The sequence below is a fragment of the Janthinobacterium sp. 64 genome (genome assembly GCF_002813325.1).
In the GTDB taxonomy this organism is placed as follows: domain Bacteria; phylum Pseudomonadota; class Gammaproteobacteria; order Burkholderiales; family Burkholderiaceae_D; genus Janthinobacterium.
Map to the genome: position 1 here is coordinate 1157642 of NZ_PHUG01000001.1, position 25458 is coordinate 1183099.

Consider the following 25458-nt stretch of genomic DNA (forward strand, 5'->3'; position numbering starts at 1 on the left):
TGATCCGTTTCAGCAAGTATATAGGGCGGGCAACAAAGCGGGCCGGATTTTACGCCAGGCAAGCATCGAGGCGCGCCAGCGTGACGCCGACATACGCACCCACGCAGCGCGCATCATGCGTTGTAAACGGGTTTTCCACTTGCAGCAGGCCACAGTCGCAGACGACGGGGTCAACCTGGGTCACGACGCCGAGCGCCAGGTAGCGCCAGCCGTCGAGCCGGCGCAGCCCCTGCTCCCGGCCCGGATTGGCGCGGAAGATGGCGTCCCAGTCGTCACGCTCGCTGGGCATGGGCGACAGTGCGAGCTGAACTTGCGTGCCGGCGGCCAGTTGCGCGCCGCCAAACTCGTCCATCACGTGCAGGCGCTGGCCAGCCACGTCGATGACCGCTTCCAGATAGTCACCCTCGGTAGCGATGAAGGTGGCGGCGACGATGCTGGCCGTCACTTCTGCGCCTGCTCCAGCAGAGCCGGCAATTCCTTCAGCATGGCGTCGCGCGTGCGCAAGCCAGCCGACTGCTCACCCTTCTTATCGTCCTGCACCAGGCGCGCAAACACGATGCTGCGCTCCCCCTTGCTGGCCCAGCCCACGAACCAGCCGTAGCCATGCGCTTCGTCAAAGCTGCCGTCGGCCTTGCGCGGGAAGGCGGCGCCCGTCTTGCCGTGCACTTGCCAGCCATCCACGTCCGCCAGGCGCGTCAGGCGCTGCGTTGCCTGCATCGCCTGTTTCGTCACGGGCAGCTGGTAATTGACCAGTTTGCGCAAGAAACCCAGCTGTTCCAGCGGAGAGATCTTCAGCGAAGAGCTGATCCACGAGCGCTCCAGGCTATTGTCCTTGCCCTTGTCGCCCGACACATCCGCATTGCCATAGCGCAAAGCCTTGGCGTACTTCTGGAAGCGCTCGGCGCCCAGCGCCTGCGTGATCTGCTGCGAATACCAGACGACGGAATACTGCATCCAGCGCGACGGGTCCGTATCCTGGCGCCACGCTTCGCCGCCCCAGTCCACATAGCCCTGGCGGTATGGCAGGGCCGGCTTGTGCTCGTCCTTGAGGAAGCCGGCGTCATAGCCCATCAGGCTGAGGGCGATCTTGAACGTGGATGCGGGGGTGACTCTGTCGAGGCAATTGCCCTCTTGCAGCAAGACGGCGCCCGTCTTGGCGTCGGCCATGGCGGTGCAGATGGTGGCGGCCTGGGCTTGCGAAGCGGCCAGCGGGGCGCCTGCCAAGCCGAGGATGAACGGGAAGAATGCGCGGTATTTCATGGGCCTCCGGGGTTGGGGGAGAAGGACAAAGCGAAATTGTACCGGGCTGCACGGCGCGATGCCAGCGCTGATAACATTGCCTTGACGTTAGTGACCGCCCGGTTGGCGTTCCCGCTTCAGCCGCTCCTCTTCCAGCTCGTCCATGCCCAGCTTTTCCTCGTCGATCAGCGCATGCTCGCGCCGTTCGCGCTCCAGTTCCGCTTCCAGGCTGTCATCATTGACTTCCCGCTCGATTTTCTCCGGCATGCTGTCCTCCTCCACGGTGGTTGACTAGTAATCTCCGGCAAGCTTGCCCGCCTGCGCCACGGCATCGTGCGGATGCAGGCTTTCCATATGCCGTACGGTAACACGCGCCTGCGCATGATGTTGCGCCAGCGCCGCCTGCACGCGGCGGGCCGCGTCTTCCACATACATCAGGTTAGCACCATTCAAGCGCGCGAACGCCTGCTCGTCGGCCCGTTTCACGGCCGTTGCAGCGGCGTGGCCAGGCTGGCGTGTTCCTGCAGCCAGTCGCACGCGGCCGCGCCGTCGATGCCGCCCGCGCCGCAAACGCGTCGGCCAGCAATTGACGCGGCTGCGCGGCGGCAAACGCATCGAGCAGCAGATACAGCCGCGGCATGTGCATGCCCTTGACTGTCGGATCGGGCAAGTCCACCTGCACATCGGCCCAGGCATGCACTTGCTGTGCCTGCCCGCCCTCTTCCAGCCACACGGGCAAGGCGATGCCCTGCATGCCCACCCATTCCAATGGCAAGGGGTGGCCCAGATGGGGGCCGGCCGCCACGTCAGGCAGGGGTGAGGCAATCGAATCACGCTTCATGGTGATGGCTTCATATAATGAGAGATGCCAACAGATCAGCTGGCCTTGCGAAACGTCAGATTGATGCGCTGCGCGCCCAGCAGCGCGTGTTCGCCCTCCTTCAGCGGCGCCACACCGTGGAAGCGCAGGCGGTCGGCGCCGCCCCACACCACCACGTCGCCATGCAGCAAAGGAATGCGGGCCGCCTTGTCGGCCCGCTCGGCGCCGCCGAACAGGAAGGTGGCGGGCAAACCGAGCGAGACGGAGACGATGGGCGCGGTAAAATCGCATTCGTCGCGGTCCTGGTGCAGGGCCATGCGCGCGCCGGGCGCATAACGGTTGACCAGGCAGGCGTCGGGCATGAAGCCCGGATAGCCGGCCGCCAGCGCCGCCTGCTGCGCCAGGCGCAGGAACACGGGCGGCATCGGCGGCCAGGGGCGGCCGCTGGCCGGATCGAGACGCGCATAGCGGTAGCCGCGCCCATCCGTGATCCAGCCCTGGGCGCCGCAATTGCTCATGGCAACAGACATGCGCAAGCCGCCCGGCGTGGCCATGTGGCGCAGGGGCGCCGCCAGCACGATGGCGTCCAGCGCTGGCAGCACCTCGTCCACATACGGCAGCGCGAAAGCGCGCAGCAGGAGCGACGCGGACGCGCCCGGCACCAGCGGCGCGGGAGCGGCCGGCGCCTGGTCTTCATCAGCAAACAGAGGCAGGTTCATGGCGCCTATTGTAGGCGCGGCACGGAAAAAGCGCGCGCGGCTGCTCCATGGTGCGCTACAGTAGCGTTTCCAGCCACTCCCCGACTACCTGACGATGGATCATTACGCCGATTTGCTGCAAACACTCGCGCAGCAGGAAGAAACCCTGCAATTCGAACGCTTCGACAACGACGCCGCGCTGGCCGTGGGCCTGTGGATCGTCGAGGAAGTGCGCAAGCGGGGCAAGGCCGTCACCGTCAACATCACGCGCAACGGCCAGGTCCTGTTCCACCACGCCATGACGGGCGCCACGGCGGACCAGGCGGACTGGATACGCCGCAAGAACCAGACGGTGCAGCGCTTTTGCCGCAGCTCCTACTACATGGGCATCTCGTATAAAAGCCGCGGCAGCACCTTCGAAGACGTGAAATACCTCGACGACATCGAGTATGCGGGCCACGGCGGCGCGTTCCCGTTGCTGATACGCGGCGTGGGAATGGTCGGCACGGTGAGCGTTTCCGGCCTGGCGCAGGCCGACGACCACGCGCTGGTGGTGGCGGCGCTGCAGGCGCAGCTGGACGCGCACTGAGGCCTCGCAGGCGCCATCGGCGCCGGCTACCGGGACAGGTTCTAAATGCGCTGGCCGCCGTCGATGGGAATTTCCGCGCCCGTGATGTACGAGGCGCGCTCGCTGCACAGGAACTCCACCAAATCGGCCACTTCGGCCGTCGTGCCCAGGCGGCGCAGGGGAATTTGCGTGTCGACGATGTGCGAGGTGCCGGGCGACAGAATCGCCGTGTCGATCTCGCCCGGCGCAATCGCATTGACGCGCACGTTCAGCGGCGCCATGTCGTTGGCCATTTCGCGCGTCAGCGACGCCAGCGCCGCCTTCGAACTGGCGTAGGCGGAACCGGCAAACGGGTGCACACGGTAGCCGGCGATCGAGCACAGGTTCACCACGGCACCGTGCGCATTCGACAATTCCTGCGCGAAGCCGCGCGTCAGCGCCAGCGGCGCAAAAAAGTTGGTGTTGTACATTTCCTGCCACGTCTGCATGTCGGTGGTCAGCGAATTGACGCGCGAGCCGCCCGGCCCCTTCGGCGACACGCCCGCATTGTTCACCAGCGCGTGCAATTTGGCGTCGCCCAGCATGGGGCGCAGCGTATCGACCATCTGCCCGATCTGGCTCAGGTCCGACAGATCCATGCACACATGCGTGTTGTGCTCCTGGCTGCGGGGACAGCCGCCGGGAATCGGGCTGCGCGAGACGGTGATGACCCGCCAGCCCAGACTGCGGAAGCGTTCCGCCACGGCGTGGCCGATGCCGCGGCTGGCGCCCGTGACGATGGCGGTTTTTTGTTCACTCATGTTCCTGTTCTTCCTTGCTCTGTTCTTGTCCGGTTGTGCCGGCGTGGAGGCGCTCCTGGCGCATGACATAGGCCAGCATCTGCGTGCCGCCGTCGAGGATGTCCTGTTCGATGGCGCGCCGCGCGGCCGCACCGTCGCGCTGGCGCAGCGCGCTGATGATGGCGTGGTGGTGGCCGACCCGCATGTCGGGCGAAAAGCTGGCGTAGCCGGCGGCGATCAGCGGCGCCGTCTGCATCCACAGGTGGTCGACGAAGCGTTTCAAGGTCGGCATGCCGGCCGCCTGCGCCAGCCCCAGGTGAAACGCCTGGTTGCATTGCAGGGCCGCCGCCAGGTCGTGCCGCGCAATCGCCTCTTCATTGGCCTGCAGCAGGCGCTCCAGGTCGGCCAAGGTGGCGTCGTCGATGCGCTGCGCCGCCTCGAACGCGCCCAGCCCTTCCAGTTCCAGGCGCAGCGCGCGGATTTCCAGGTAGCGCGCCACGCTGAGCACGGGCACGCGGAAGTCACGGGGCGAGCGCAGCACCAGCGCCTCTTCCTGCACCAGCTGCAGCATGGCGTCGCGCACGGGCGTGACGCTGGTGCCCAGCTGCAGCGCCAGTTCGCGGATGCGCAGCCGGTCATTCGGCTGGAAGCGCCCGGCCGCCAGCGCGTCGCGCAGCATCGCGTACACGGACTTGCCCAGATTGACGTGCACCAGACTGTCCAGTTGATGGTTCATGCGTGTTCTTGATCTTTTGAAATTATGATGCATCATACATCAAGAAGAAAAACAGTGTTTTTCCAGACGTGCGCCGCAGGCAGCAAACGCCGCCAGCACGTACAATCAGCCGCCACCGTATTAAAAGGAATGCACTTGAACTGGGATTATCCGCACGCCCACACCCTGCCCGTCACGCCGGAACCAGGCGACATCGACGGCTTGCAGCACACCAACAACGCCGTGTATGTGCGCTGGTGCGAGCATATCGCCTGGCACCATTCGGCCAGCCTGGGGCTGGACCTGGACGATTACCGGCGCCTGGACCGGGCCATGGCAATCCGCCGCGGCGAATACGACTACCTGCTGCCAACGCGGGCCGGCGAAACGCTGACCCTGGCCACCTGGCTGTGCGCCAGCGACGGCCGCTCCAGCATGGGACGGCGCTTCCAGCTGGTGCGCGATAGCGACGGCGCCACCGTCGTGCGCGGACGCTGGGAATTGATCTGCATCGAATTGAGCAGCGGCCGCGCGCGCCGCCTGCCACCGGAATTCCTGGCCGTGTACGAACCGGCCATCGTGGCGGCGCACCAACCGGTGCAGGTTTAGCTGGCCAGGCGCGCCGGCTCCAGCGCGATCAGCACCAGCAAAATGGCCAGCGGCACGGCCAGCGCGGCAAAGCCCACGGCCAGGTAGGCAAAAGCGGCCAGAATGGCGCCCGCGGCAAAGCCCAGCAAGGGCCAGAAGAATTTCACGCAGCGTTCGCGCGTGGCGCCATCGGCCGCGCCGCGCAGCACGTCGACCGTGTCGATGACGACTTGCGTGACATTGCCGGTCATCATGGACGTGGGCGCCAGGTGCGCCAGCAGCAGGCGGCTGATGGCGCTGTGCGCGCCCATGGCGGCCGCGCCGAACAGGCCGGCCGCCATCGCCAGCGCGCCCGGTTCCGCCGCCAGCGGTTCGGCCAGCACGCCACACACCATGAAACCGAGCAGCAGCGCCAGCTCCAGCAGCAGCGCCAGGCGCAGCGCCGGTCCGCCGCGGCGCTCGACCGCCACCGTCAACAGCCGCGCCGCCGCCACGCCCACGATAAACGCGGGGAACGCCAGCAGCTTGAGGGCGATCGAGGCATGCGTGGCATTGGCCAGCGCCGCGCCGATCAGCACGAAGTTGCCCGTCACATGGGCTGTGAACAGGCCGAACAGGGCGACAAAGCCCAGGGTATCGACATAGCCGGCCAAAAAGCCCAGACTGATGCCTTGCAAACGGCTGCGCTGCGCAAGATTCATACACACTCCTTGAAATTGGCCATCATGATACCGTGCCGCCATCGCCCACGGCAGCGGTTTTGCGCGCCGTTCGGCGAAGATGCGAGGCTTTTCCTGCGCCTGCGCAGTGCAACATGCATTTCGCTCCTGCTTTGCGCGCCCATGCTTTAGAATCAGCGACCTCAGCCCCGTAAAAACAGGATAAAACATATGACGGCAGTCGGGAATACCGAACCACAAGAGCTCAAGCGCGGTCTGAAAAGCCGCCACATCCAGCTCATCGCCCTGGGCGGCGCCATCGGCACCGGCCTGTTTCTGGGCATCGCGCAAACCATCAAGATGGCCGGCCCTTCCGTGCTGCTGGGCTATGGCATCGCCGGCGTGATCGCCTTTTTGATCATGCGCCAGCTGGGAGAAATGGTGGTCGACGAACCCGTCGCCGGCTCCTTCAGCTACTTCGCCGACAAATACTGCGGCCACCTGCCCGGCTTCCTGTCGGGCTGGAATTACTGGGTACTGTATGTACTCGTCAGCATGGCCGAGCTGACTGCCGTCGGCATCTACGTGCAGTACTGGTGGCCGGACGTGCCCACCTGGGTCTCGGCGCTGATCTTCTTTTGCGCCATCAACGCCATCAGCCTGCTCAACGTGAAGGCGTTTGGCGAAATGGAATTCTGGTTCGCCCTGATCAAGGTGGTCGCCATCATCGGCATGATCGTCTTCGGCGCCTGGCTGCTCGCGTCTGGCGACGCCGGTCCGCAAGCGTCGGTGGCCAACCTGTGGCAGCACGGCGGCTTCTTCCCGAATGGCTGGCAGGGTCTGGTGATGGCCATGGCCGTCATCATGTTTTCGTTCGGCGGCCTGGAACTGGTGGGCATCACGGCGGCCGAGGCGGACGACCCGAGCACGACGATTCCGCGCGCCACCAACCAGGCCATCTACCGCATCCTGATCTTTTACATCGGCGCGCTGGGCATTTTGTTGTCGCTGTACCCGTGGCAAAACGTCGTCACCGGCGGCAGCCCCTTCGTGCTGATCTTCCATGCGCTCGACAGCAACCTGGTGGCCACGGCCCTGAACGTGGTGGTGCTGACGGCCGCCCTGTCCGTGTATAACAGCGGCGTGTACTGCAACACGCGCATGCTGTTCGGCCTGGCCAAACAGGGCAATGCCCCGCGCGCCCTGCTGCACCTGAACCGCCGTGGCGTGCCGCTCGTCGCGCTGGGCGTGTCGGCCCTGGCGACGGGCGCCTGCGTGGTGGTCAATTACTTCATGCCGGGCGAAGCATTCGAAGTGCTGATGGGACTGGTGGTCTCGGCGCTGATCATCAACTGGGCCATGATCAGCTGGATCCATTTGCGCTTCCGCGCGCAAAAGAAGGCCGAGGGCAAGACGACCTTGTTCCAGAGCCTGGGCTACCCGTTCACCAACTACCTGTGCCTGGTCTTCCTGGCCGGCATCCTGGTGATCATGTACCTGACGCCGGGCCTGCGCATCTCCGTCTACCTGATCCCCGTCTGGCTCGCTGCGCTGGGCGTCGGTTACTGGATCAAGCAAAGCAAGGCCAAGGCCTGACGCGACAGCTTCACCAACGAAAAAGCCCGCCTTCTTGTATGAAGGCGGGCTTTTTTTCTGCACGCTAGGCGCCGGCCGCCCCCTTATTGGCTTCCTGCGCCTCGGATAGGGCGTCCCCCTGCCACGGGCTGATCCACAGGCCGGGATAGGATTGCAGCATGATGTCGTCGTTCAGTGTCAGCAAATCCTGTTTGTGCCGCTCGGCTCTTCCCTCGACAGTCTCGTCCGTAGTACCCGTCTTGTAAGGCAACAGCTGCGTGAGCAAGTCGCGCTGCACCGAATGCTGGGTCGGCGTGGTCGTGTCCGACTGCAGTTTGCCCATCACATAGGTCATGACCTGCGTGGACTGGGTGGCCGTCTGGCGCAGGCTCGCTTTGACCAGCTTGCCTTCCTTGTAGGCCAGTTGCGCATCGCTGCTGGCCGTGTCGTCGATCTGGTGGTAGGTGTAATTCTGCGATTCCGCCGCTTCCGTCAAGCGCAACGGCACGCCGGGGATCAAGGGCATGTGGAAGCTGGCGCTCAGCTTTGATTGCTGCTGCTGCTGGATCGAGCGCTCGTCCTGGCTGGCGCCGGCCAGGGTCGTCTGTTGCGACAGCTCATAGTTGAAGCCATCCGTTTCCGCCAGGCGCATGGAATTGCTCGATTTCGCCGTTTGCGACACCGAAGCGCTGAAGTCCGCCATGCCAGTCAGGATCGCCTTGTCCTCGGCTGCCAGGCGCCACTTGCCCGCTGCCGGTACGCCGCGCACATCCTGCGGCGCGGCGGCGTTGCTGTGCAAGGCGCCAAACGCATCCTTGAACATGGCCATCAGCGCGGGATCGCCATGCCCGCGCGACGCGGCCTGGCCGATCTGCTTCATATAACTGCTCATGGCCTTGGCTTGCTGTTCCTGGCTGCCCAGGGCATTGAGCTTGCTGGCATCGACCTTCACGTCCAGCGATCCGGCCACGCCCTTGAAGCTGACCTTGCGCTGCGCGCTGTCGGCCTGGAAGTCCAGCGTCTGCGTGCTTTGCGGCTCGGTGCGCACTTTCACTTCCGCGTGCAAGTTCACCGACGCCAGCACATTCTGGTCAAATTGCATCAGACCGCTCAGCTTGATCTTCGGCTGGCCCTCCGCCATGCCATCGATGGCTTGCTGGAATGCTTCCGCCAAGCCGCCCAGCGCGCCGGCCTCGGCCTCGCTGAGTTCGCCGCTCGTGCTCATGCGCACGGCCAGGCCATCGTCCTGGCTATCGAGCGACAGCTTGACCTCCACGCCGCTCTTGGTGGTAATGCTGAGAGTGACCTTGTCTTCGCCATTGCCGTGCAAGCTGGCCGCTTGCATGGCCCCGATGTCGCTATAGGTGTTGGGTTCCATGCGCGGCGGCGATTGCTGCACCGCCTGCGACACATTGCGCACGCCCCCCTTGATCTGTTCCAGCAAGCTCGCGCCCAGGCCGGCGAAACGGCCGCCAACCGTCTGCGAAAAGAAGTTTTTCGTCATTTGTTCACTGACGCCATCGCGCAACGGGCTTTCCCATATCTTCGGCGACGGCGCCAGGTCCACGACGGCTTGCCTGGCCCCGATGGCAACGATGGTAGACGGGCCCGGCGCCGGAGACGGCGCGGCATCGGCCTTGTTGGCCGCGGCACTGAGCGCGCGGGACGGACTTGGATTCCAGCTCGGGATCGAGGAGACGGAGGTCATGGGTCTTATGCCTTGCTAAACGAAGATCGGTGATTGAATAAAAGATGCATAACTTTCATTTTTTGATAACTATTTACATCTGAGCACGCCCAGGCTTTCACGGAGAAAGGAACGGGATGCATCTGAAACGCTAAGCAGACACAGCTATAACGACGCGAAAGGTGAAATCATGAGTGTAAAGTAGCATGAAAAATTTTCATTCTTGATACAAATCACGCTGCGCCGCCACGCCTGCGCCCGCGCGCGTTCGCCATCTAACTCAATCCGAACTGTTGCCTCAAGTAAATTTCTACTGTTGCTCAAATGCTGAAGGTGACTTTGTGTGATATTCCGCCTGCCCGCAATCACTATGATCGCTGGGTGCTTCACGATAAATCCGCATTAGCTGATGCGAAACGGCAAGCACAGCCTTAAGGAGGCAGCATGAGATTTTTGAACTTAACCATCGCCAAGCGGCTCGGTCTGGGCTTTGGCCTGGTCGCCCTGTTCCTGTTGCTGGTCATCGCGCTGGGACTGACCAGCATGCGGCAAATCCAGGACCGCATGGATGAAGCGACCAAGGTCAACAACGTCGAAACCAGGCTGGCCCAGACTATGGACTTGACAGTCACCGAGCGGGCGCTGGCGCTGCGCAATCTGATTTTGCTGAAAGAGAACAAGGAAATCCAGATCGAGGTCGCGCGCATCGCGGAGCAGGAAAAAAAATACGCCGCCGCCCAGCAAAAGCTGGGGACGATGTTCGCCACGCTGGAAGGCACCTCGGGCGAAGAAAAAAGCCTGCTCGAACAGATCCGCAGGCAAAGCGAGCTGGCGGCCCCCTTCATTCAGCGGGCCGCCGCGCTGGCGCTGGAGCAGAAGCAGGACGATGCCTACAAGCTGCTGCGTTATGAATTCCGCCCCGTGCAAAAGCGCTGGTGGGAATTGCTGCGCACCTTGATCGCCGTCGAGGAAAAGCAGAATCACGAAGCCTCCAGCATGGCCGAGGCGGCCTACAGCCAGGCCCGCCTGGTGATGCTGAGCATCGGCTCGCTGGCGCTGCTCACCAGCCTCTTGGCCGCCGTGCTGATCACGCGCAGCGTGACGCGCCAGCTCGGTTGCGAACCCGACGAAGCGGCGGCGATCGCCGGACAGATCGCCAGCGGCAACCTGGCCGTGCCCATCCATACCCGTGCCGGCGACACGCACAGCCTGCTGCACGCCATGCAATCGATGCGCGACAGCCTGGCGCAAATCGTCCAGCAGGTGCACGCCAGCACCGAGACCATCGCCACGGCGGCGGGACAAATCGCCATGGGCAACCTGGACTTGTCGTCGCGCACGGAACAGCAGGCCAGCACGCTGGAGCAAACCGCGTCGTCCATGGAAGAACTGACCAGCACGGTGCGCATCAACACCGACCATGCGCGCCAGGCCAACGGGCTGGCCGAATCGGCCTCCGATGTCGCCACCAAGGGAGGCGCCGTGGTGGCGCAGGTGGTCGACACCATGGCGGCCATCGATGTCTCGGCGCGCAAGATCGTCGACATCATCGCCGTCATCGACGGCATCGCCTTCCAGACGAATATCCTGGCGCTGAACGCGGCCGTCGAGGCGGCCCGCGCCGGAGAACAGGGGCGCGGCTTTGCCGTGGTGGCCACCGAAGTGCGCAATCTGGCACAGCGCTCGGCTGCCGCCGCCAGGGAAATCAAGGACTTGATCGGCGACTCGGTCGACAAGGTCCAGGCCGGCAACCGGCTGGTGGAGCAGGCCGGATCGACCATGCACGAAGTGGTCGCCAGCGTGCGGCGCGTCACCGGCATCATGTCTGAAATGATGTCCGCCAGCCAGGAACAATCGGCCGGCATCGAGCAAATCAATATGGCCGTGACGCAAATGGACAATGTGACGCAGCAAAATGCGGCACTGGTCGAGGAAGCCGCCGCCGCCGCGCAAGCGATGCAGGAACAGGTCAACAGCCTGAACGAGGTAGTCAGCGTCTTCCGTGTGGGCAACATCGACGCTGGCCGCGAGGCGGGACTGCGTGTGATCAGCCGTCCGCCGCCACCACGGCCGCTGGCGGCGCGGCGCCCGCCCGCCACGGCGAAGCCGGCCCGTCCGGCCGCCGCCAGGCCCAGCGAAATCGAGTGGGACCAGTTTTGAGCCGGTAACGGGGGGAGTGGCACATGGGTAAACTGGAACAGATCGCCGCCGCGGCCGACGTGGTGGCGACGCACATCTTCCCGCATGCGGGCCATATCGGCAAGGAACAGCGGGGGCCGCTGGCCGGCCAGCGGGCCGCGACGCTGTGGCTGACCGGCCTGAGCGGCGCAGGCAAGTCGACGCTGGCGTACGCGCTGGAACGGCGGCTGCTGGCGGCGGGCCGCCTGAGCTGCGTGCTCGACGGCGACAATATGCGGCACCACCTGAATGGCGACCTGGGCTTTTCTGCCCGCGACCGCCAGGAAAACATCCGCCGCGCCGCCGTCGTGGCCAGGCTGATGAACGACGCCGGCATGATGGTCATCTGCGCCTTCATCTCGCCGCTGCGCAGCGACCGCGACATGGCGCGCCAGATCATCGGCAGCGACGACTTTATCGAAGCCTACGTCAGCACGCCATGCGCGCTGTGCGAGGAACGCGATCCCAAGGGGCTGTACAAGAAAGCGCGTGCCGGACTGATCCCGGCATTTACGGGCGTCTCGGCGCCCTATGAAGCGCCGCTGGCGCCGGCGCTGACGCTCGATACCAGCACGCTGTCGCTGGAACAGGCTTGCGAACGGCTGTACCAGCAGCTGTGCCCGCGCTTCATCTGATGCCGCGCACCCACCTGTTCGAGGAATGATGCGATGAGCAGCCACCACCCCGGCCACGGCGCCCGCCCGCGCCCTGTCATGATGATCCCCCTGCGCCGCTGCGGCAGCCATGCCCTGCGCCTGCGCCTGAACCTGTCGCCGCAGTTTTATTCACCGTATCCGCTGCACCTGGTCGACATGATGCCGCTGCTGCCCCTGTACGGCGACTTGCGCGATGACCGCGCCTACTTTCGCCTGGTGGTCGACGTGGTCGGCCTGGCGGCGGTCAGCATGGTCAAATGGCCCGGAGTCGTCTTCGATCCGGTGGAAGTGTTCGAGACGCTGCGCGGCCAGCCGCGCAGCATCCACCGCGTGGCATGGGAGCTGCTGCTGCGCGCGGGCGAACGCCGCCAGGCGCAGGTGGTGATGGACAAGTCGCTCGACAGCGTGCACTACGCCGACGACATCGTGCGGCTGTATCCGGACATGCTGTTCCTGAACGTGGTGCGCGATCCACGCGCGCAAGTGGCGTCGATGAACCGCGCCATCATCCACGATTTCGACACGCTGCTCAATGCCAGGACCTGGCTGGCCGCCCACACGGCCGCCGACCACGTCGTGCAGCGCTATCCTCAGCGCGTGCTGACCATACGCTATGAAGATTTCCTGGCGCGGCAACACGAGACGCTCGAAACGGTATGTGATTTTCTCGGCATCGCCTTCCTGCCGCAAATGCTGGACGTGGCCGCGTCGGCCGAAGCGCGGCACATCGCGCAATTGTCGTCGCTGTGGTCGGCCAACTGCCATGCGCCGATCGCGGCCAACATCGATAAATTCCGGCAGCAACTGTCGGACGATGAGATCAACCTCATCGAAACGCTCGCCGGCCCGTATATGGACCGCTACGGCTACACGCGCCTCGCCCGTGGCGACGCCGCCATCACGCCCGCGCTCATCGAACTGGCGGGCGTGCGCTCGGCGCAAGGACGCGAACGCGCCTGGCGCGCCCTGGAACACGATAACTTCCGCGACTACGCGCTGCGTCGCTGCCGCGCCGACTATCTGGCCCAGCTGCATGCACGCCTGAGCCAGAGCGGCGGCGCACCGCACAGCGGCGCCATCGTCACGCTGGATCCGCTCGACCCGGACGCGTTTGTCGTCGATGACTGACATGCTGGTGCCGGCCATGCCCGGCGCCAGCGGCATGCCGCCGTCGCTGCCTCTTTGTTTTCTAAAAACAACAATTACCATATCGATCGGCAATGTCCACTAAAATAGTGAACATATGAAACATCTGATTAGCGCGCCGGTCGCCAGCTTCACCGATTTGCTGCTCGACGCCGTGTGCATGGTCGATGTGAAGGGACGCTTTGTCTTTGTCAGCGCCGCCTGCGAACGTATCTTCGGCTACACCCAGCAAGAAATGATCGGCATGGTCATGCTCGACCTGGTCGCGCCAGCCGACCGGCAGCGCACCATCGCGGCGGCGCAGGCCATCATGGACGGCCATGCCCAGGTCCACTTTGAAAACCGCTACACCCGGAAAGACGGGCGAGTCGCGCACATCATGTGGTCGGCCCGCTGGTCCGCCACCGACCAGCTGCGCGTGGCCGTGGCGCGCGATATCACGACGCTGAAACAGACGCAGGCGAAGCAGGCGGCGCTGTACGCCATCTCCGAGGCGGCGCATGCGACCGAGGAACTGCCGGCCCTGCTCCAGCGCATCCACCAGATCGTGCGCGAACTGCTGCCCGCCTGCGGCCTGACAGTCTCCCTGCGCGACGAGCACGGCCAGCACTTGCACCATGCACAGCAGGAGCTGGAGCTGGACGGCACGCCGGCAACGCATGCCGCGCTGGCGGGCTTGCTGTGCGAAGAAGTACAGCACAGCGGCCGCGCCTTGCTGATCGAACCCGGCCAGCTGGCCGGCTTGCCGCCCGCATTGCAGGGAGCCGCGGCCGACCTGCCTGAGTACTGGCTCGCCGTCCCGCTGCAGTCGTCGCGCGGCATCATCGGCGTGCTGGTATTGCAAAGCGGCCAGGGAGCTGCCACCGGCAACGAACACGAGCTCGATTTGCTGCAATTCGTCGCCAAGCAACTTGCCATCGCCATCGAGCGCAAACAACTGCAGAGTCGCATGCACTTCATGGCCATGCACGATGAACTGACCCGCCTGCCGAATCGGCGCCTGTTCCATGACCGCCTGCAGACGGCGTTTGCGCGTGCCCAGCGCCATGATGGCCGGCTGTCGCTGCTGTTTCTTGACCTGAACCGCTTCAAAGTCATCAATGACCAATACGGCCATGCCTGCGGCGACCTGCTGCTGCAGGCCGTGGCAAGCCGGATCAGGGCTTGCCTGCGCGAAACCGATACCCTGGCCCGCCTGGGCGGCGATGAATTCGTCGTGCTCTTGGAAAACAATCCGCTGTCGCACGATGTGATGCTGATCGAGCAAAAAATCCACGCGGCGCTGGCCACCCCGCTGCGGCTCGGCGATGAGCGCCACCTGCGCATCAGCGTCAGCATCGGCGTCGCGCACTACCCGGACGACGGCGATACCATGCAACTGCTGCTGCGCCATGCGGACCGGGCCATGTACGCATCGAAGGCGGGCGCCGCCGAGCGCTAGCAGCTGCCTGCTTCTGGCAACAATGCCCGTATGCTATACTTTCCGGCGATGCTAAGACTCTTCAAAACATGGCTGATCCTGCTGCTGATCACGGCGATGCCGCTGCAAGCGGCAGCAAGCGGCGCCAAGCGGATGTGCGCGCCGCTCGCTGCCTTGCCTGCCGCCATGATGGCAGCGGACTGCCAGCATCACGCTGCGGCGCACCCAGCCGCGCCGGACAGCACTGGCACAGCCAAAGAAGGCAAGGCCGATGCCAAGCACCCAGCTTGCGGCGTCTGCTTGAACTTTTGCCTGGGCGCGCTGATGCCGCCCTGCCTTTCCCTGCCTGCCGCAGCCTGCACCGGCGCGCAACAAGTCACCATCGCAACGGCCACCTTGCTGACAGGATTCATTCCTGACGGCCCGCGCCGGCCGCCAAGACCGCTTTCCGCATAACCCCAAGCACGTTCCAAACGGGCCACAAGCGTGGCCACGATAGACCTACTTCGTCTGAAAGCAGCACATGATCAAACATTTATTCGTGCGCGGCGCCGTCGCCGCCATGCTGGGCCTGCCCGCGTTCGCCATGGCGGCCCTGCCCGTCATTGACGTCTACAAGAGCGCTTCCTGTGGCTGCTGCACTGCATGGATCAAGCACCTGGAAGCGAACGGTTTTAGCGTGCGCGCCACGAACGTCGAGATGCCGGCGCAATATCGCCAGCGCGCCGGCATACCCGACCAGTTCGGCTCCTGCCACACGGGCATCGTCAACGGCTACGCCATCGAAGGCCACGTGCCGGCCAGCGACATCAAGCGCCTGCTGCGCGAGAAACCCCAGGCCAAGGGCTTGGCCGTGCCGGCCATGCCGATGGGCTCGCCAGGCATGGAAGGACCGCGCAACGATCCCTACGACGTGTTCCTGGTGAAAGCCAATGGCACTACGGTCTACCAGCACTACAAATAAAGGCAGGAAACAAAAAAACGCCGCCGGAATCGCTTCCGGCGGCGTTTTCATATCAGGCAGCAGTAAAAAACCTGCTGCCTGTCAGGACTGCATCAGATGGTGTCGAGCACCGCATTCAGGCTGGCGCTAGGGCGCATGACCGCTTCCGTCTTCGCCGGATCGGGCAGGTAGTAGCCGCCGATATCCGTTTCCTTGCCTTGTACTGCTTTCAGCTCGGCAACGATCTTTTCTTCGTTGTCGGCCAGGGCTTTGGCCACTGGCGCGAAGTGCGCCGCCAGTTCCGCGTCGTCCTTCTGCGTAGCCAGGGCTTGCGCCCAGTACAGGGCCAGGTAGAAATGGCTGCCGCGGTTGTCGAGCTCGCCGGTACGTGGCGATGGCGACTTGTTGTTGTCCAGCAGCTTGCCGGTGGCTTCATCGAGGGTTTTCGCGAGGATTTTGGCCTTCGCATTGCCCGTCTTGATGCCCATGTCTTCCAGCGACACGGCCAGGGCCAGGAATTCACCGAGCGAATCCCAGCGCAAATGGTTTTCTTCCACCAGTTGCTTGACGTGTTTCGGTGCCGAACCGCCGGCGCCCGTTTCGTACATGCCGCCACCGGCCATCAGCGGCACGATCGACAGCATCTTGGCGGACGTGCCCAGTTCCAGGATCGGGAACAGGTCGGTCAGGTAGTCGCGCAGGATGTTGCCGGTCACCGAGATGGTGTCCAGGCCGCGGAAGGCGCGTTCCAGCGTGTAGCGCATGGCGCGCGTCTGCGACATGATCTGGATATCCAGGCCCTTGGTGTCGTGATCCTTCAGGTAAACCTGTACCTTCTTGATGACTTCGTTTTCGTGCGGACGGTAGGAATCGAGCCAGAACACGGCCGGCATGCCCGAGTTGCGCGCACGCGTCACGGCCAGCTTGACCCAGTCGCGGATCGGCGCATCCTTGACCTGGCACATGCGCCAGATATCGCCCTCTTCCACCGTTTGCGTCAGCAGCACTTCGCCCGTTTCCAGGTCGGTGATGTTGGCGATGCCGCCTTCGGGCACTTCAAAGGTCTTGTCGTGCGAACCGTATTCTTCCGCTTGCTGCGCCATCAGGCCCACGTTCGGCACGGTGCCCATGGTCTTCGGATCGAAGTTGCCATGCCATTTGCAAAAACCGATCATTTCCTGGTAGATCCGCGCGAAAGTCGATTCCGGCATGACTGCCTTGACGTCTTTCGGACGGCCGTCGGCGCCCCACATCTTGCCGCCGATACGGATCATGGCGGGCATGGACGCGTCGACGATGATGTCGTTCGGCGAATGGAAGTTGGTGATGCCCTTGGCCGAGTCGACCATGGCCAGTTCCGGACGATGCGCGTGGCAGGCGTGCAAATCTTTCAGCACTTCATCTTTTTGCGACGCTGGCAGGGTTTCGATCTTGTCGTACAGGTTGCTCATGCCATTGTTGACATTCACGCCCAGCTTGTCGAACAATTCAGCGTGCTTGGCGAACGCGTCCTTGTAGAAAATGCGCACGCAGTGGCCGAAGACGATCGGGTGCGAGACTTTCATCATGGTCGCCTTGACGTGCAGCGAGAACATCACGCCCGTCTTGAAGGCGTCGTCGATTTCCTTCTCGTAGAACTCCAGCAGCGCTTTCTTGCTCATGAACATGCTGTCGATGATTTCGCCCGCTTGCAGCGCAACCTTCGGTTTCAGCACGATGGTCTTGCCCGAGGCGGTCACCAGTTCCATCTTGACATCACGGGCCTTTTCCAGGGTCAGCGATTTTTCGCCATGGTAGAAGTCGCCATGATGCATGTGCGAGACGTGGGTTTGCGACGCCTGGCTCCACTCGCCCATCGAATGCGGGTGCTTGCGTGCATACTCTTTGACGGCCTTCGGTGCGCGGCGGTCGGAATTGCCTTCACGCAGGACCGGATTGACCGAGCTGCCGATGCACTTGCCGAAACGGGCCTTCAAGGCTTTTTCTTCTTCCGTCTTCGCGTCTTCCGGATAGTCCGGCAGCTTGTAGCCACGGCCTTGCAATTCGCGCACGCAAGCGATCAATTGACCTTGGGAAGCGCTGACGTTCGGCAATTTGATGATGTTGGTGTCTGGATTCTGGGTCAATTTGCCCAGTTCAGCCAGGGTATTCGGGACTTTTTGCGCGTCCGTCAGGAATTCGGGAAATTCGGCCAGTACACGCGACGCCACCGAAATATCCGTGGCGACGATATCCACGCCAGCCGGCGCGGTGAATTTTTTGATGATTGGCAGCAGGGAATACGTCGCGAGCAGCGGCGCCTCGTCAGTCAGCGTGTAGATGATTTTGGATTTTTGTGTTGCCATGTTCATTCCCTTGTATGCGGTGATGCCTGGTGGTTAACTTTCTTCATTCCAAACACAGGACGGTTAGCCTTGCTTTGGACGGCTAGTGTGCCGGCGGTGACGCCGTGCTTGCCCACCACGTATTTTAGACTGTCCTGCCGCTGTTTGTGTATCCGATGGCGACGAATCTTATATAAGACAGCAAATATCTGATGGCGCCGGGCCCAAACGACCGTTTTCCGCCTTGAAATGGGCGCAGAAGAGTAGCACGGCATGTATGCGGCCACACAGAATCATTCTATATTGACAATATCCAAGTGGGAGCGACGTCAGGCCCGCCCGTTCTTGGCGATGCCGCGTGCTGCTGCTCCACAAAACCCGGAACCCGATGCGGCGGCGCGCGCCTGCCGGGCCTGCGCCACTTCCGCGCAAATCTTCAGCCGGCTTGATATCGAATAAACCCGCTGACTAAAACGGTCATACGATAAGCAGGCTTTCTCTTTTTATTCATACATTGTTTGTCTTTTCTCAACTGAAAGGTATTTCAAATGAAACCTGTTATGCGGAAAATCAAGTCAATACGGCAACAATTGGGACAGGGCATGCGGTACGCGTCAAGATAGTTGTCGCATAAATCTATTTTAGAATGCGTCGATTTTGTCCTTTCCTCAGCAGGTCATGCGGCGTGGCGCTGGTCAAGTTTGGACGGCGGGTTAAGCCAAACCTCGTCGGCTACCTGCCACGCGCGTGGCAGCCGTTTCCAGCGCAACGGATGGCGCTCCCGCGCTGTGCGTAGACTTCCCGCCGCTGCCGCAGAACGGCGTCGGCTACGCCGCTGTGGCGCTGTTCTGGTGTCACGAAGGATAGGCCGCTATGCAAATGCTCGCCGTTGTACCAGGTGACGGATTTCAGCACCCATTGCCGCGCCAGGTCGATGTCCGCGAATCCATGCGGCGGGTAGCCTGGCGCGTACTTGCAAGTGCGGAACCAGGCTTCGATATGGGCGTTGTCGTCCGAGACGCCGGGGCGCCTGTACGACGGCGTGATGCCCAGCGCCTCCAGCTTGGACTTGAGCGTGTGCGCCTTTTGCGCCGCGCCATTGTCAGCGTGCAGCACCAGCGGCTTGCTGTGGGGGGCGGCGCTCGCGCCAGCAAGCCCGTTCCATCAACGCGGCCGCCTCGTCGCCGCCCTCGCGTGCATGCACCTCCCATGCGACCAGCTTGCGGCTGAACAGGTCGATGACGGCGTACAGATAGAAGAACATGCCGCGCACCTGGCTGGGCAAATAGGTCACGTCCCAGCTCCACACCTCGTTGGGGCCGTGGGCCACGTGGCGCTGCTCGGCGGCCTGCGGCGCCTTGGTGCGGCCGCGATGCTGCTGCTCCTGCGCCGCGCGCAGTATGCGATAGAACGACGATTCGGATGCCAGATAGGTTCCCTCGTCGGCCAGGCGCGGCACGATTTGCGCCGGTGGCAAGTCGGCGAAGCGCACCTCGTGACAGACGTCGAGCACGCGCTGGCGTTCTTGCTCGCTCAGCTTGTGCACTGGCGCCGGTCGGGCCGCCGTCGGTCTCGCATCGACTCAGACCTCGCCCGTGCGGCGCCAGCGCTCGACGGTGCGCGCACTCAAGCCCAGTTCGGCACAAGCCAAACCAAGAGGGGCGCCATCCTGGCAGGCTTGCTCAATATCGGCGACCAACTCCTGGCGCTGCGGCAACGCAATCATGCGTCCTCGCCGTCGGTCCACAGCGCTTCGTACTTTCGGGACAGCACCAGCAGTGCCGCCGTCTCGGCCAATGCCTTCTCCTTGCGGCGCAAATCCCTTTCCAGCTCCCGGATGCGCTTCTTGTCCGTCGCACGTTCGGTGGCGCCTGCTCGGTTCTGTCCAGCCGTCAAGGCCGTGTGGACTTCAGTGCGCCAGCGTTCCAGCTGTTCCACCAGCAATCCCTTGCGACGGCAGTACGCTGCCAATTCAGCCGCGTTCAGTGGGGCCGCCTCCAGCACCACCGCGAACTTGTCGGCGGAACTCCATTGCTCGGGATTTTGTCCATCGCCAGGCACCGCGCGGCCTTGCTCGCGCGCCTGCTTGCGCCACAGGTACAGCGTGGCTTCCGGCACGCCGGTGAGCTGCGCCACTGCGGCCACGGGCTTGTTATGCGGCGCGCTCATCTGGCTGAGCGCGTGCTCTTTCTTTTCGTTGGTGTATTTCGTCATCGTCAAATCCATCGCCCCAGGGCAGATTAGAACTCCAATTGCTGGAGGCGACAACTATTTTGACAGAGGGGGGCCGCGCTAGACGCTCATGTTGCGGCCTGCAGCGAACTTGAACCAGCCAGAGTAAAAATGGCCCAATTCCTGCTGGAATCGGTCATGAGCAAGGAGAAGTTGCAAGACATAGACTGCATCCGCAAGACCGAGATTTACAAGAAATACTTCGAGATAGAATACGGCATACTCAGGACAAGCAGCACCGAAGTCAGGCAACGCCTCTGTCAGCAAGAACTCAGTGATCGCAAGCCAGCAGATCAGTAAATGAGATTGCGATACGACCGGCAATAAAAAAGCCGACTTCATGATGAGTCGGCTTTAATATAAGTACTTGATTGTATTGCGAATTCTTGGTGGGAAGTGCAAGTTTCGAACTTGCGACCCCTGCAGTGTGAATGCAGTGCTCTACCCCTGAGCTAACCTCCCGAAGCGAGGCGAATTATCGCATAGGTGTTGCGGCATCTGCAAGGGCTGGCAAGAGGAAATTTAGCACGCTCCGCTTTTTTTCTCAGGCGGCCGCTGGCGGCGCCGTGACGGCGGTCCAGATGCACTGGCCTTTGGCAGCCTTGTCGAGACCGGCGATGGTGGCTTCGTGGGCGGCGAGTTCATCGGCCGTGGCGCTCTGGAAGATGACTTCGGCCAGCGGCACGATTTCCAAGGCGGCGCCGTCGGCAGCCACTTCCACTTCTTCTTCCATGCTCAGGCTGTTTTGCCCGCGCGTCATGGCCAGGTAGACGTCGGCCAGCAATTCCGAGTCGAGCAGCGCGCCGTGCAGTTTGCGGTGGGCATTCGAGACGCCGTAGCGGTCGCACAGGGCGTCGAGCGAGTTGCGCTTACCCGGATGCATTTCCTTCGCCTGCACCAGGGTGTCGATCACGCCATGCACTTGCTCATGCACAGGCGGCAGGTTCAGACGCTTGAATTCCGCGTTGAGGAAGCCGATATCAAACGGGGCATTGTGGATGATCAATTCGGCGCCAGCGATGTAGGCGCGGAATTCGTCGGCGATTTCCGCGAATTTCGGCTTGTCGCTGAGGAATTCCGTCGTCAATCCGTGAACGGCCAATGCACCCTCTTCCGAATCGCGCTCGGGATTGATGTAATGGTGGAAATTATTCCCCGTCAACATGCGATTGTTCAGTTCGACCGCCCCGATCTCCAGGATGCGGTCGCCCGTACGCGGATTCAGGCCGGTGGTTTCAGTATCGAGAACAATTTGACGCATGGTGAATTCAGTCTTAAAAGCAAAAAGCGAAGGGCACAGTATAGCAAACCTGTGCCCTGCGATGACAACTCCCGAGCTTGGATATGCTTACGCGCGCACGGTTTCCACGCCCAGGTTGGCCAGCTGATCGGCCCGCTCGTTGCCCGGATGGCCATTGTGGCCACGCACCCAGCGCCATTCCACTTCATGAACGGCTTGGGCCGTGTCGAGCGCCTGCCACAGATCGACGTTTTTCACGGGCGCCTTGGCCGCCGTTTTCCACCCGCGCGCCTTCCAGCCGTGGATCCATTCGCTGATGCCCTTTTGCACGTACTGGCTATCGGTATACAACACCACCTGGCAGGGACGTTTGAGCGCCGTCAAGGCTTCGATCACGGCCTTCAATTCCATGCGGTTATTCGTCGTATTGAGTTCCCCGCCGTAAATTTCTTTCTTGGCGCCATCGGCCACCATCAGCGCGCCCCAGCCGCCTGTGCCGGGATTGCCCTTGCATGCGCCATCGGCGTAAATCTCTACCTTATCCATCTTGCTGTTCCCGCCTTTTGTTCGTGACCGGTGCGCCTGCGGGCGCCGTCGCCGGTTTCTTGGTCCACGCCGGACCGATCAAACGCATCCCTTTGACGCGCTTGATCGCCTGCACTATATACACTGCGCCCAGATATGGCCACCAGCGCGCACCGGCCTTGTCCATGAAAGCGTTGCGGCGCAGCCATTTTTCTGTCTTGCAGGCAGGTGCGTAGCAGCCGAAGTAGCTTTGGCTGACGCCCATGTTCAGCAATTTTAACCAGTCTTTCATGCGCGGCATAGAGATCAGCTCGCCCGCCCGCGGCAGGTAGTGGCGGCCCGTGACTCTTCCGAGGCCCTGGCGCATGCCCCACAGGCTGGCCGGATTGAAGCCGCAGACGATCACCCTCCCCTCGGGGATCAGCACGCGCTCGACTTCGCGCAAGACCTGGTGCGGCTCGGCGGCAAATTCGAGTACGTGCGGCAAGACCACCAGATCCAGGCTTTGCGAGTCGAACGGCAACTCGTCGAAGGCCGACACCAGGGTCAAACGGCTCTCTTGCTGCGGGCGCGACGGCAAGCGCGCATCGAGCAGCCATTTGTTCGGCATGCGGTTGGCCGCCAGCGCGTCGAGCTGGGGCAAGCCGATCTGCACGGCATTAAAACCGAAAATATCGACGGTCAGGCTGTCGAGGCATTGCTGCTCCCAGGCGCGTACGTACAGACCGGCCGGCGTCTGCAGCCAGCCGTCAAGCGCTATAATGGATTTTTCGGATGCCACACTGTCCATTCAGTTTTCTCTTTTGCTCATGACACACTCCCCTGAACACGCTTTATCGGTACTTGCCGTGCCCGCCTTTGCCGACAACTACCTGTGGCTGATCCATGATGGCCGCCACGCCGCCGTGGTCGACCCCGGCGATGCGATGCCCATCCTTGATGCGCTGCAAGCCCATCAGCTGACCTTGTCCGCCATTTTACTCACGCATCACCACGCCGACCACACGGGTGGCGTACCTGAATTGTTGCAGCATTTCGCCGTGCCCGTCTTCGGCCCGCGCAATGAGGCTATCACAGCCATCACGCAAGCGCTTGGCGAAGGCGATGTCGCCTATGTGCCCGAGCTGGGTTTGCAGATGACAGTCATCGACGTGCCCGGCCATACCAAGGGGCATATCGCCTACGTGCGCCAGCGCTCGGAGCAAGGCGATGCACCATGGCTGTTCTCCGGCGACACCCTGTTTGCCGGCGGCTGCGGCCGCCTGTTCGAAGGCACGCCGGGCCAGATGGCCGATTCCTTGGGCAAGCTGGCCGCCCTGCCCGACGATACCGAGGTATTTTGCGCGCATGAGTACACCTTGTCCAATCTGCGCTTCGCCAACGCCGTCGAACCGGGCAACCTTGCCTTGCAGGAACGCATCGCCATCGACACGGAAAAGCGCCAGCAAGGTTTAGCCACCGTGCCGTCGACCATTGCCCTTGAGAAAGCCACGAACCCCTTCCTGCGCTACCGCGAACCGGCGATTTTGACGAGCCTGAAGGTGGAAGGCAAACTGGCCAGCGACGCTTCGCCCGTGGAAGCATTTGCCGCACTACGTATGTGGAAAAACAATTTTTAAGCTTCTGTTTCTAAAAAGAAAAATCCCGGCGATACCATCAGGCATCGCCGGGATTTTTTATGCGTCTACTTGATCAGGATCAGATTTCTTCATACAGCGGCAAGGTCAGGAATTCAGCAAACGATTCCGACGTCGACATTTCCTCAAAAATCTGGCCCGCGCGCACATAGGTCGGACCGTTGCCGCCTGGCGCATCGCGCTGCACCTTGGCCAGTTCTTCCGGGATCATGGCGCGCACCATGTCGGCCGTCACCTTGCGGCCGTCTTCCAGCACGCCCTTGCTGGATCGAATCCATTGCCACACTTGCGAACGGCTGATCTCGGCCGTGGCCGCATCTTCCATCAGGTTATGGATAGGCACGCAACCGTTGCCAGCCAGCCAGCTGCCCAGGTAGTGGATACCCACGTTGATGTTGTAGCGCAAGCCCGCTTCCGTGATCGGCGCTTCCGGCTGGAAGTTCAGCAAATCCGACGCTTTTACGTCGATGTCGGGACGCTGTTTCTCGATCTGGTTCGGCTTGTCACCGAGCACTTTGGTGAACTCGCCCATGGCCAGTTCCACCAGGCCCGGATGGGCAACCCAGCCGCCGTCGTAGCCATCGGTGGCATCGCGCGCCTTGTCGTTGCGCACGCCGCCCATGGCGATGTCGTTCTTTTCGGGATCGTTCTTGATCGGGATCAAAGCTGCCATGCCGCCGATGGCGGGCGCGCCGCGCTTGTGGCAGGTTTTCAGCAACAACAAGGCGTAGGCGCGCATGAACGGCGCCGTCATCGTGACTTTCGCGCGGTCGGCCAGGCAGAAATCCTTGTCCAGCTTGAATTTCTTGATGCACGAGAAGATGTAATCCCAGCGGCCCGCGTTCAGGCCCGAGCTGTGCTCTTTCAGTTCGTACAGGATTTCATCCATTTCAAACGCGGCCAGGATGGTTTCGATCAGCACGGTGGCCTTGATCGTGCCTTGTGGCAAGCCCAGCTCGTTTTGCGTCATGACGAAGATATCGTTCCACAGGCGCGCTTCCAGGTGCGATTCCATCTTCGGCAGGTAGAAATACGGGCCGGCGCCGCGCGCCAGCTGTTCCTTGGCGTTATGGAACATGAACAGGGCGAAATCGAAAATGCCGCCGGAAATGCGCTTGCCGTCGACCAGCACGTGCTTTTCATCGAGGTGCCAGCCACGCGGACGCACAACCAAGGTCGCGATCTTGTCGTTCAGCTTGTACGACTTGCCATTTTGCTCCAGTGAAATCGTCTTGCGCACGGCGTCGAACATATTGATCTGGCCCGTCAGCTGGTTATCCCAGTTCGGCGTGTTCGAATCCTCGAAGTCCGTCATGTAGCTGTCCGCACCGGAATTGAAGGCGTTGATGACCATCTTGCGTTCGACGGGTCCGGTGATTTCCACGCGGCGGCATTCCAGCGCCTTCGGGATCGGCGCGATCTTCCAGTCGCCGTCGCGGATATGCGCGGTTTCTGGCAGGAAATCAGGACGTTCGCCCGCGTCGAGGCGCTTGGCGCGTTCCACGCGCACGGCCAGCAACTCCTGGCGGCGCGGCTCGAATGCACGCGTCAGCTTGGCCACCAGCGCCAGCGCTGCCGGCGTCAAAATCTGTTCGTAGCCAGGGGCGATGTCACCCGTGATTTGCATGCCTTCTGGAAGTGCGATCGTGTTCTGCGTCATGAAGTTCTCCGGTTTTTAATAAAGATAAGCAAGGGTAATCTGGCGATCCAAGTATAAGCTGAATGACTGCGCGGACAAGCGGGACAAAGGCGTAAAAACACTCTGCCGGGCGGCCCTTTTGTTCTATAGTATTGCACTATAAGGCATGGAAACGAGATTAAAAATCACT

24 protein-coding genes, 1 tRNA gene and 2 pseudogenes are annotated in these 25458 nt (G+C 62.5%); 10 read left to right on the top strand and 17 right to left on the bottom strand.

What is annotated here, in order from left to right:
* Positions 1–49: 49 nt before the first annotated feature.
* From CLU91_RS05140 to alkB, 5 genes and pseudogenes are all read right to left on the bottom strand, one after another.
* A complete protein-coding gene (locus CLU91_RS05140) occupies positions 50–445 on the bottom strand; it encodes a hypothetical protein (protein WP_100873284.1) in 396 nt (131 codons plus the stop codon).
* The gene (gene blaOXA, locus CLU91_RS05145) at positions 442–1260 is read right to left on the bottom strand and encodes a class D beta-lactamase (protein ID WP_100873285.1); all 819 of its coding nucleotides are present in this window, start codon (positions 1258–1260) and stop codon (positions 442–444) included. Before blaOXA ends, CLU91_RS05140 begins: the two co-directional genes overlap by 4 nt.
* Positions 1261–1347: 87 nt before the next feature.
* A complete protein-coding gene (locus CLU91_RS27785; RefSeq protein WP_157814607.1) occupies positions 1348–1506 on the bottom strand; it encodes a hypothetical protein in 159 nt (52 codons plus the stop codon).
* A gap of 24 nt (positions 1507–1530) precedes the next feature.
* A pseudogene (locus CLU91_RS05150) lies at positions 1531–2080 on the bottom strand (GTP cyclohydrolase, FolE2/MptA family).
* Positions 2081–2115: 35 nt separating this feature from the next.
* On the bottom strand, positions 2116–2778 hold the full coding sequence (gene alkB / locus CLU91_RS05155; protein ID WP_100873286.1) for a DNA oxidative demethylase AlkB: 663 nt from the start codon (positions 2776–2778) through the stop codon (positions 2116–2118).
* Positions 2779–2872: 94 nt separating this feature from the next.
* Between alkB and CLU91_RS05160 the strand changes: the two genes are divergently transcribed.
* On the top strand, positions 2873–3346 hold the full coding sequence (locus CLU91_RS05160; protein ID WP_100873287.1) for a heme-degrading domain-containing protein: 474 nt from the start codon (positions 2873–2875) through the stop codon (positions 3344–3346).
* A 41-nt stretch (positions 3347–3387) separates the two neighbouring features.
* Here CLU91_RS05160 and CLU91_RS05165 read toward each other — a convergent pair whose 3' ends face one another.
* Together CLU91_RS05165 and CLU91_RS05170 are read right to left on the bottom strand one after the other, a co-directional pair.
* A complete protein-coding gene (locus CLU91_RS05165) occupies positions 3388–4125 on the bottom strand; it encodes an SDR family NAD(P)-dependent oxidoreductase (protein WP_100873288.1) in 738 nt (245 codons plus the stop codon).
* Positions 4118–4840, bottom strand: a complete 723-nt coding sequence (locus CLU91_RS05170) for a GntR family transcriptional regulator (protein WP_100873289.1) — start codon at positions 4838–4840, stop codon at positions 4118–4120. The genes CLU91_RS05165 and CLU91_RS05170 overlap by 8 nt, the downstream gene beginning before the upstream one ends.
* 135 nt (positions 4841–4975) lie before the next feature.
* Here CLU91_RS05170 and CLU91_RS05175 point away from each other — a divergent pair, with 135 nt between their 5' ends.
* A complete protein-coding gene (locus CLU91_RS05175; protein WP_198521252.1) occupies positions 4976–5428 on the top strand; it encodes an acyl-CoA thioesterase in 453 nt (150 codons plus the stop codon).
* Here CLU91_RS05175 and CLU91_RS05180 read toward each other — a convergent pair.
* On the bottom strand, positions 5425–6108 hold the full coding sequence (locus CLU91_RS05180) for a YoaK family protein (RefSeq protein ID WP_100873291.1): 684 nt from the start codon (positions 6106–6108) through the stop codon (positions 5425–5427). The two genes, CLU91_RS05175 and CLU91_RS05180, sit on opposite strands and share 4 nt — an antisense overlap.
* Before the next feature lie 189 nt (positions 6109–6297).
* On the opposite strand from CLU91_RS05180, the gene CLU91_RS05185 reads away from it, so the two are divergent.
* The gene (locus CLU91_RS05185) at positions 6298–7662 is read left to right on the top strand and encodes an amino acid permease (RefSeq protein WP_100873292.1); all 1365 of its coding nucleotides are present in this window, start codon (positions 6298–6300) and stop codon (positions 7660–7662) included.
* A 64-nt stretch (positions 7663–7726) separates the two neighbouring features.
* Here CLU91_RS05185 and CLU91_RS05190 read toward each other — a convergent pair whose 3' ends face one another.
* Positions 7727–9349 (bottom strand): hypothetical protein, encoded by a 1623-nt coding sequence (locus CLU91_RS05190; RefSeq protein ID WP_157814608.1) that lies wholly within the window; start codon positions 9347–9349, stop codon positions 7727–7729.
* 423 nt (positions 9350–9772) lie between these two features.
* Between CLU91_RS05190 and CLU91_RS05195 the strand changes: the two genes are divergently transcribed.
* From CLU91_RS05195 to CLU91_RS05220, 6 genes are all read left to right on the top strand, one after another.
* Entirely contained in the window at positions 9773–11488 is a 1716-nt protein-coding gene (locus CLU91_RS05195; protein ID WP_100873294.1) for a methyl-accepting chemotaxis protein, read from the top strand.
* A gap of 23 nt (positions 11489–11511) precedes the next feature.
* Entirely contained in the window at positions 11512–12141 is a 630-nt protein-coding gene (gene cysC / locus CLU91_RS05200) for an adenylyl-sulfate kinase (RefSeq protein WP_100873295.1), read from the top strand.
* A gap of 33 nt (positions 12142–12174) precedes the next feature.
* Complete coding sequence (locus CLU91_RS05205) at positions 12175–13290, top strand: sulfotransferase family protein (RefSeq protein WP_100873296.1); 1116 nt, start codon at positions 12175–12177, stop codon at positions 13288–13290.
* 115 nt (positions 13291–13405) lie between these two features.
* Positions 13406–14749, top strand: coding sequence for a sensor domain-containing protein (locus CLU91_RS05210; RefSeq protein ID WP_100873297.1), 1344 nt, complete (start codon positions 13406–13408; stop codon positions 14747–14749).
* Positions 14750–14797: 48 nt separating this feature from the next.
* Complete coding sequence (locus CLU91_RS05215) at positions 14798–15184, top strand: hypothetical protein (protein WP_100873298.1); 387 nt, start codon at positions 14798–14800, stop codon at positions 15182–15184.
* Positions 15185–15251: 67 nt separating this feature from the next.
* Positions 15252–15692 (top strand): DUF411 domain-containing protein, encoded by a 441-nt coding sequence (locus CLU91_RS05220; RefSeq protein ID WP_100873299.1) that lies wholly within the window; start codon positions 15252–15254, stop codon positions 15690–15692.
* Positions 15693–15784: 92 nt separating this feature from the next.
* Here CLU91_RS05220 and CLU91_RS05225 read toward each other — a convergent pair whose 3' ends face one another.
* The 7 genes and pseudogenes from CLU91_RS05225 to CLU91_RS05265 all read right to left on the bottom strand — a co-directional run bounded on the left by CLU91_RS05225 (position 15785) and on the right by CLU91_RS05265 (position 22782).
* Positions 15785–18016, bottom strand: a complete 2232-nt coding sequence (locus CLU91_RS05225; protein WP_100876592.1) for an NADP-dependent isocitrate dehydrogenase — start codon at positions 18014–18016, stop codon at positions 15785–15787.
* 655 nt (positions 18017–18671) lie between these two features.
* Positions 18672–20209, bottom strand: a pseudogene (locus CLU91_RS27790) (IS3 family transposase).
* A gap of 78 nt (positions 20210–20287) precedes the next feature.
* A complete protein-coding gene (locus CLU91_RS27795) occupies positions 20288–20569 on the bottom strand; it encodes a hypothetical protein (RefSeq protein ID WP_157814609.1) in 282 nt (93 codons plus the stop codon).
* A gap of 45 nt (positions 20570–20614) precedes the next feature.
* Positions 20615–20689, bottom strand: a tRNA-Val gene (locus CLU91_RS05250).
* 82 nt (positions 20690–20771) lie between these two features.
* Complete coding sequence (gene dnaQ, locus CLU91_RS05255) at positions 20772–21488, bottom strand: DNA polymerase III subunit epsilon (protein WP_100873304.1); 717 nt, start codon at positions 21486–21488, stop codon at positions 20772–20774.
* Positions 21489–21575: 87 nt separating this feature from the next.
* Positions 21576–22013, bottom strand: a complete 438-nt coding sequence (gene rnhA / locus CLU91_RS05260; RefSeq protein ID WP_034784447.1) for a ribonuclease HI — start codon at positions 22011–22013, stop codon at positions 21576–21578.
* The gene (locus tag CLU91_RS05265; RefSeq protein ID WP_100873305.1) at positions 22006–22782 is read right to left on the bottom strand and encodes a class I SAM-dependent methyltransferase; all 777 of its coding nucleotides are present in this window, start codon (positions 22780–22782) and stop codon (positions 22006–22008) included. Before CLU91_RS05265 ends, rnhA begins: the two co-directional genes overlap by 8 nt.
* A gap of 19 nt (positions 22783–22801) precedes the next feature.
* Between CLU91_RS05265 and gloB the strand changes: the two genes are divergently transcribed.
* On the top strand, positions 22802–23611 hold the full coding sequence (gloB, locus tag CLU91_RS05270) for a hydroxyacylglutathione hydrolase (protein WP_100873306.1): 810 nt from the start codon (positions 22802–22804) through the stop codon (positions 23609–23611).
* Positions 23612–23690: 79 nt separating this feature from the next.
* Here the strand turns inward: gloB and aceB are convergent, their stop codons facing one another.
* On the bottom strand, positions 23691–25289 hold the full coding sequence (aceB, locus tag CLU91_RS05275) for a malate synthase A (protein WP_099763521.1): 1599 nt from the start codon (positions 25287–25289) through the stop codon (positions 23691–23693).
* Between the last annotated feature and the right edge of the window lie 169 nt (positions 25290–25458).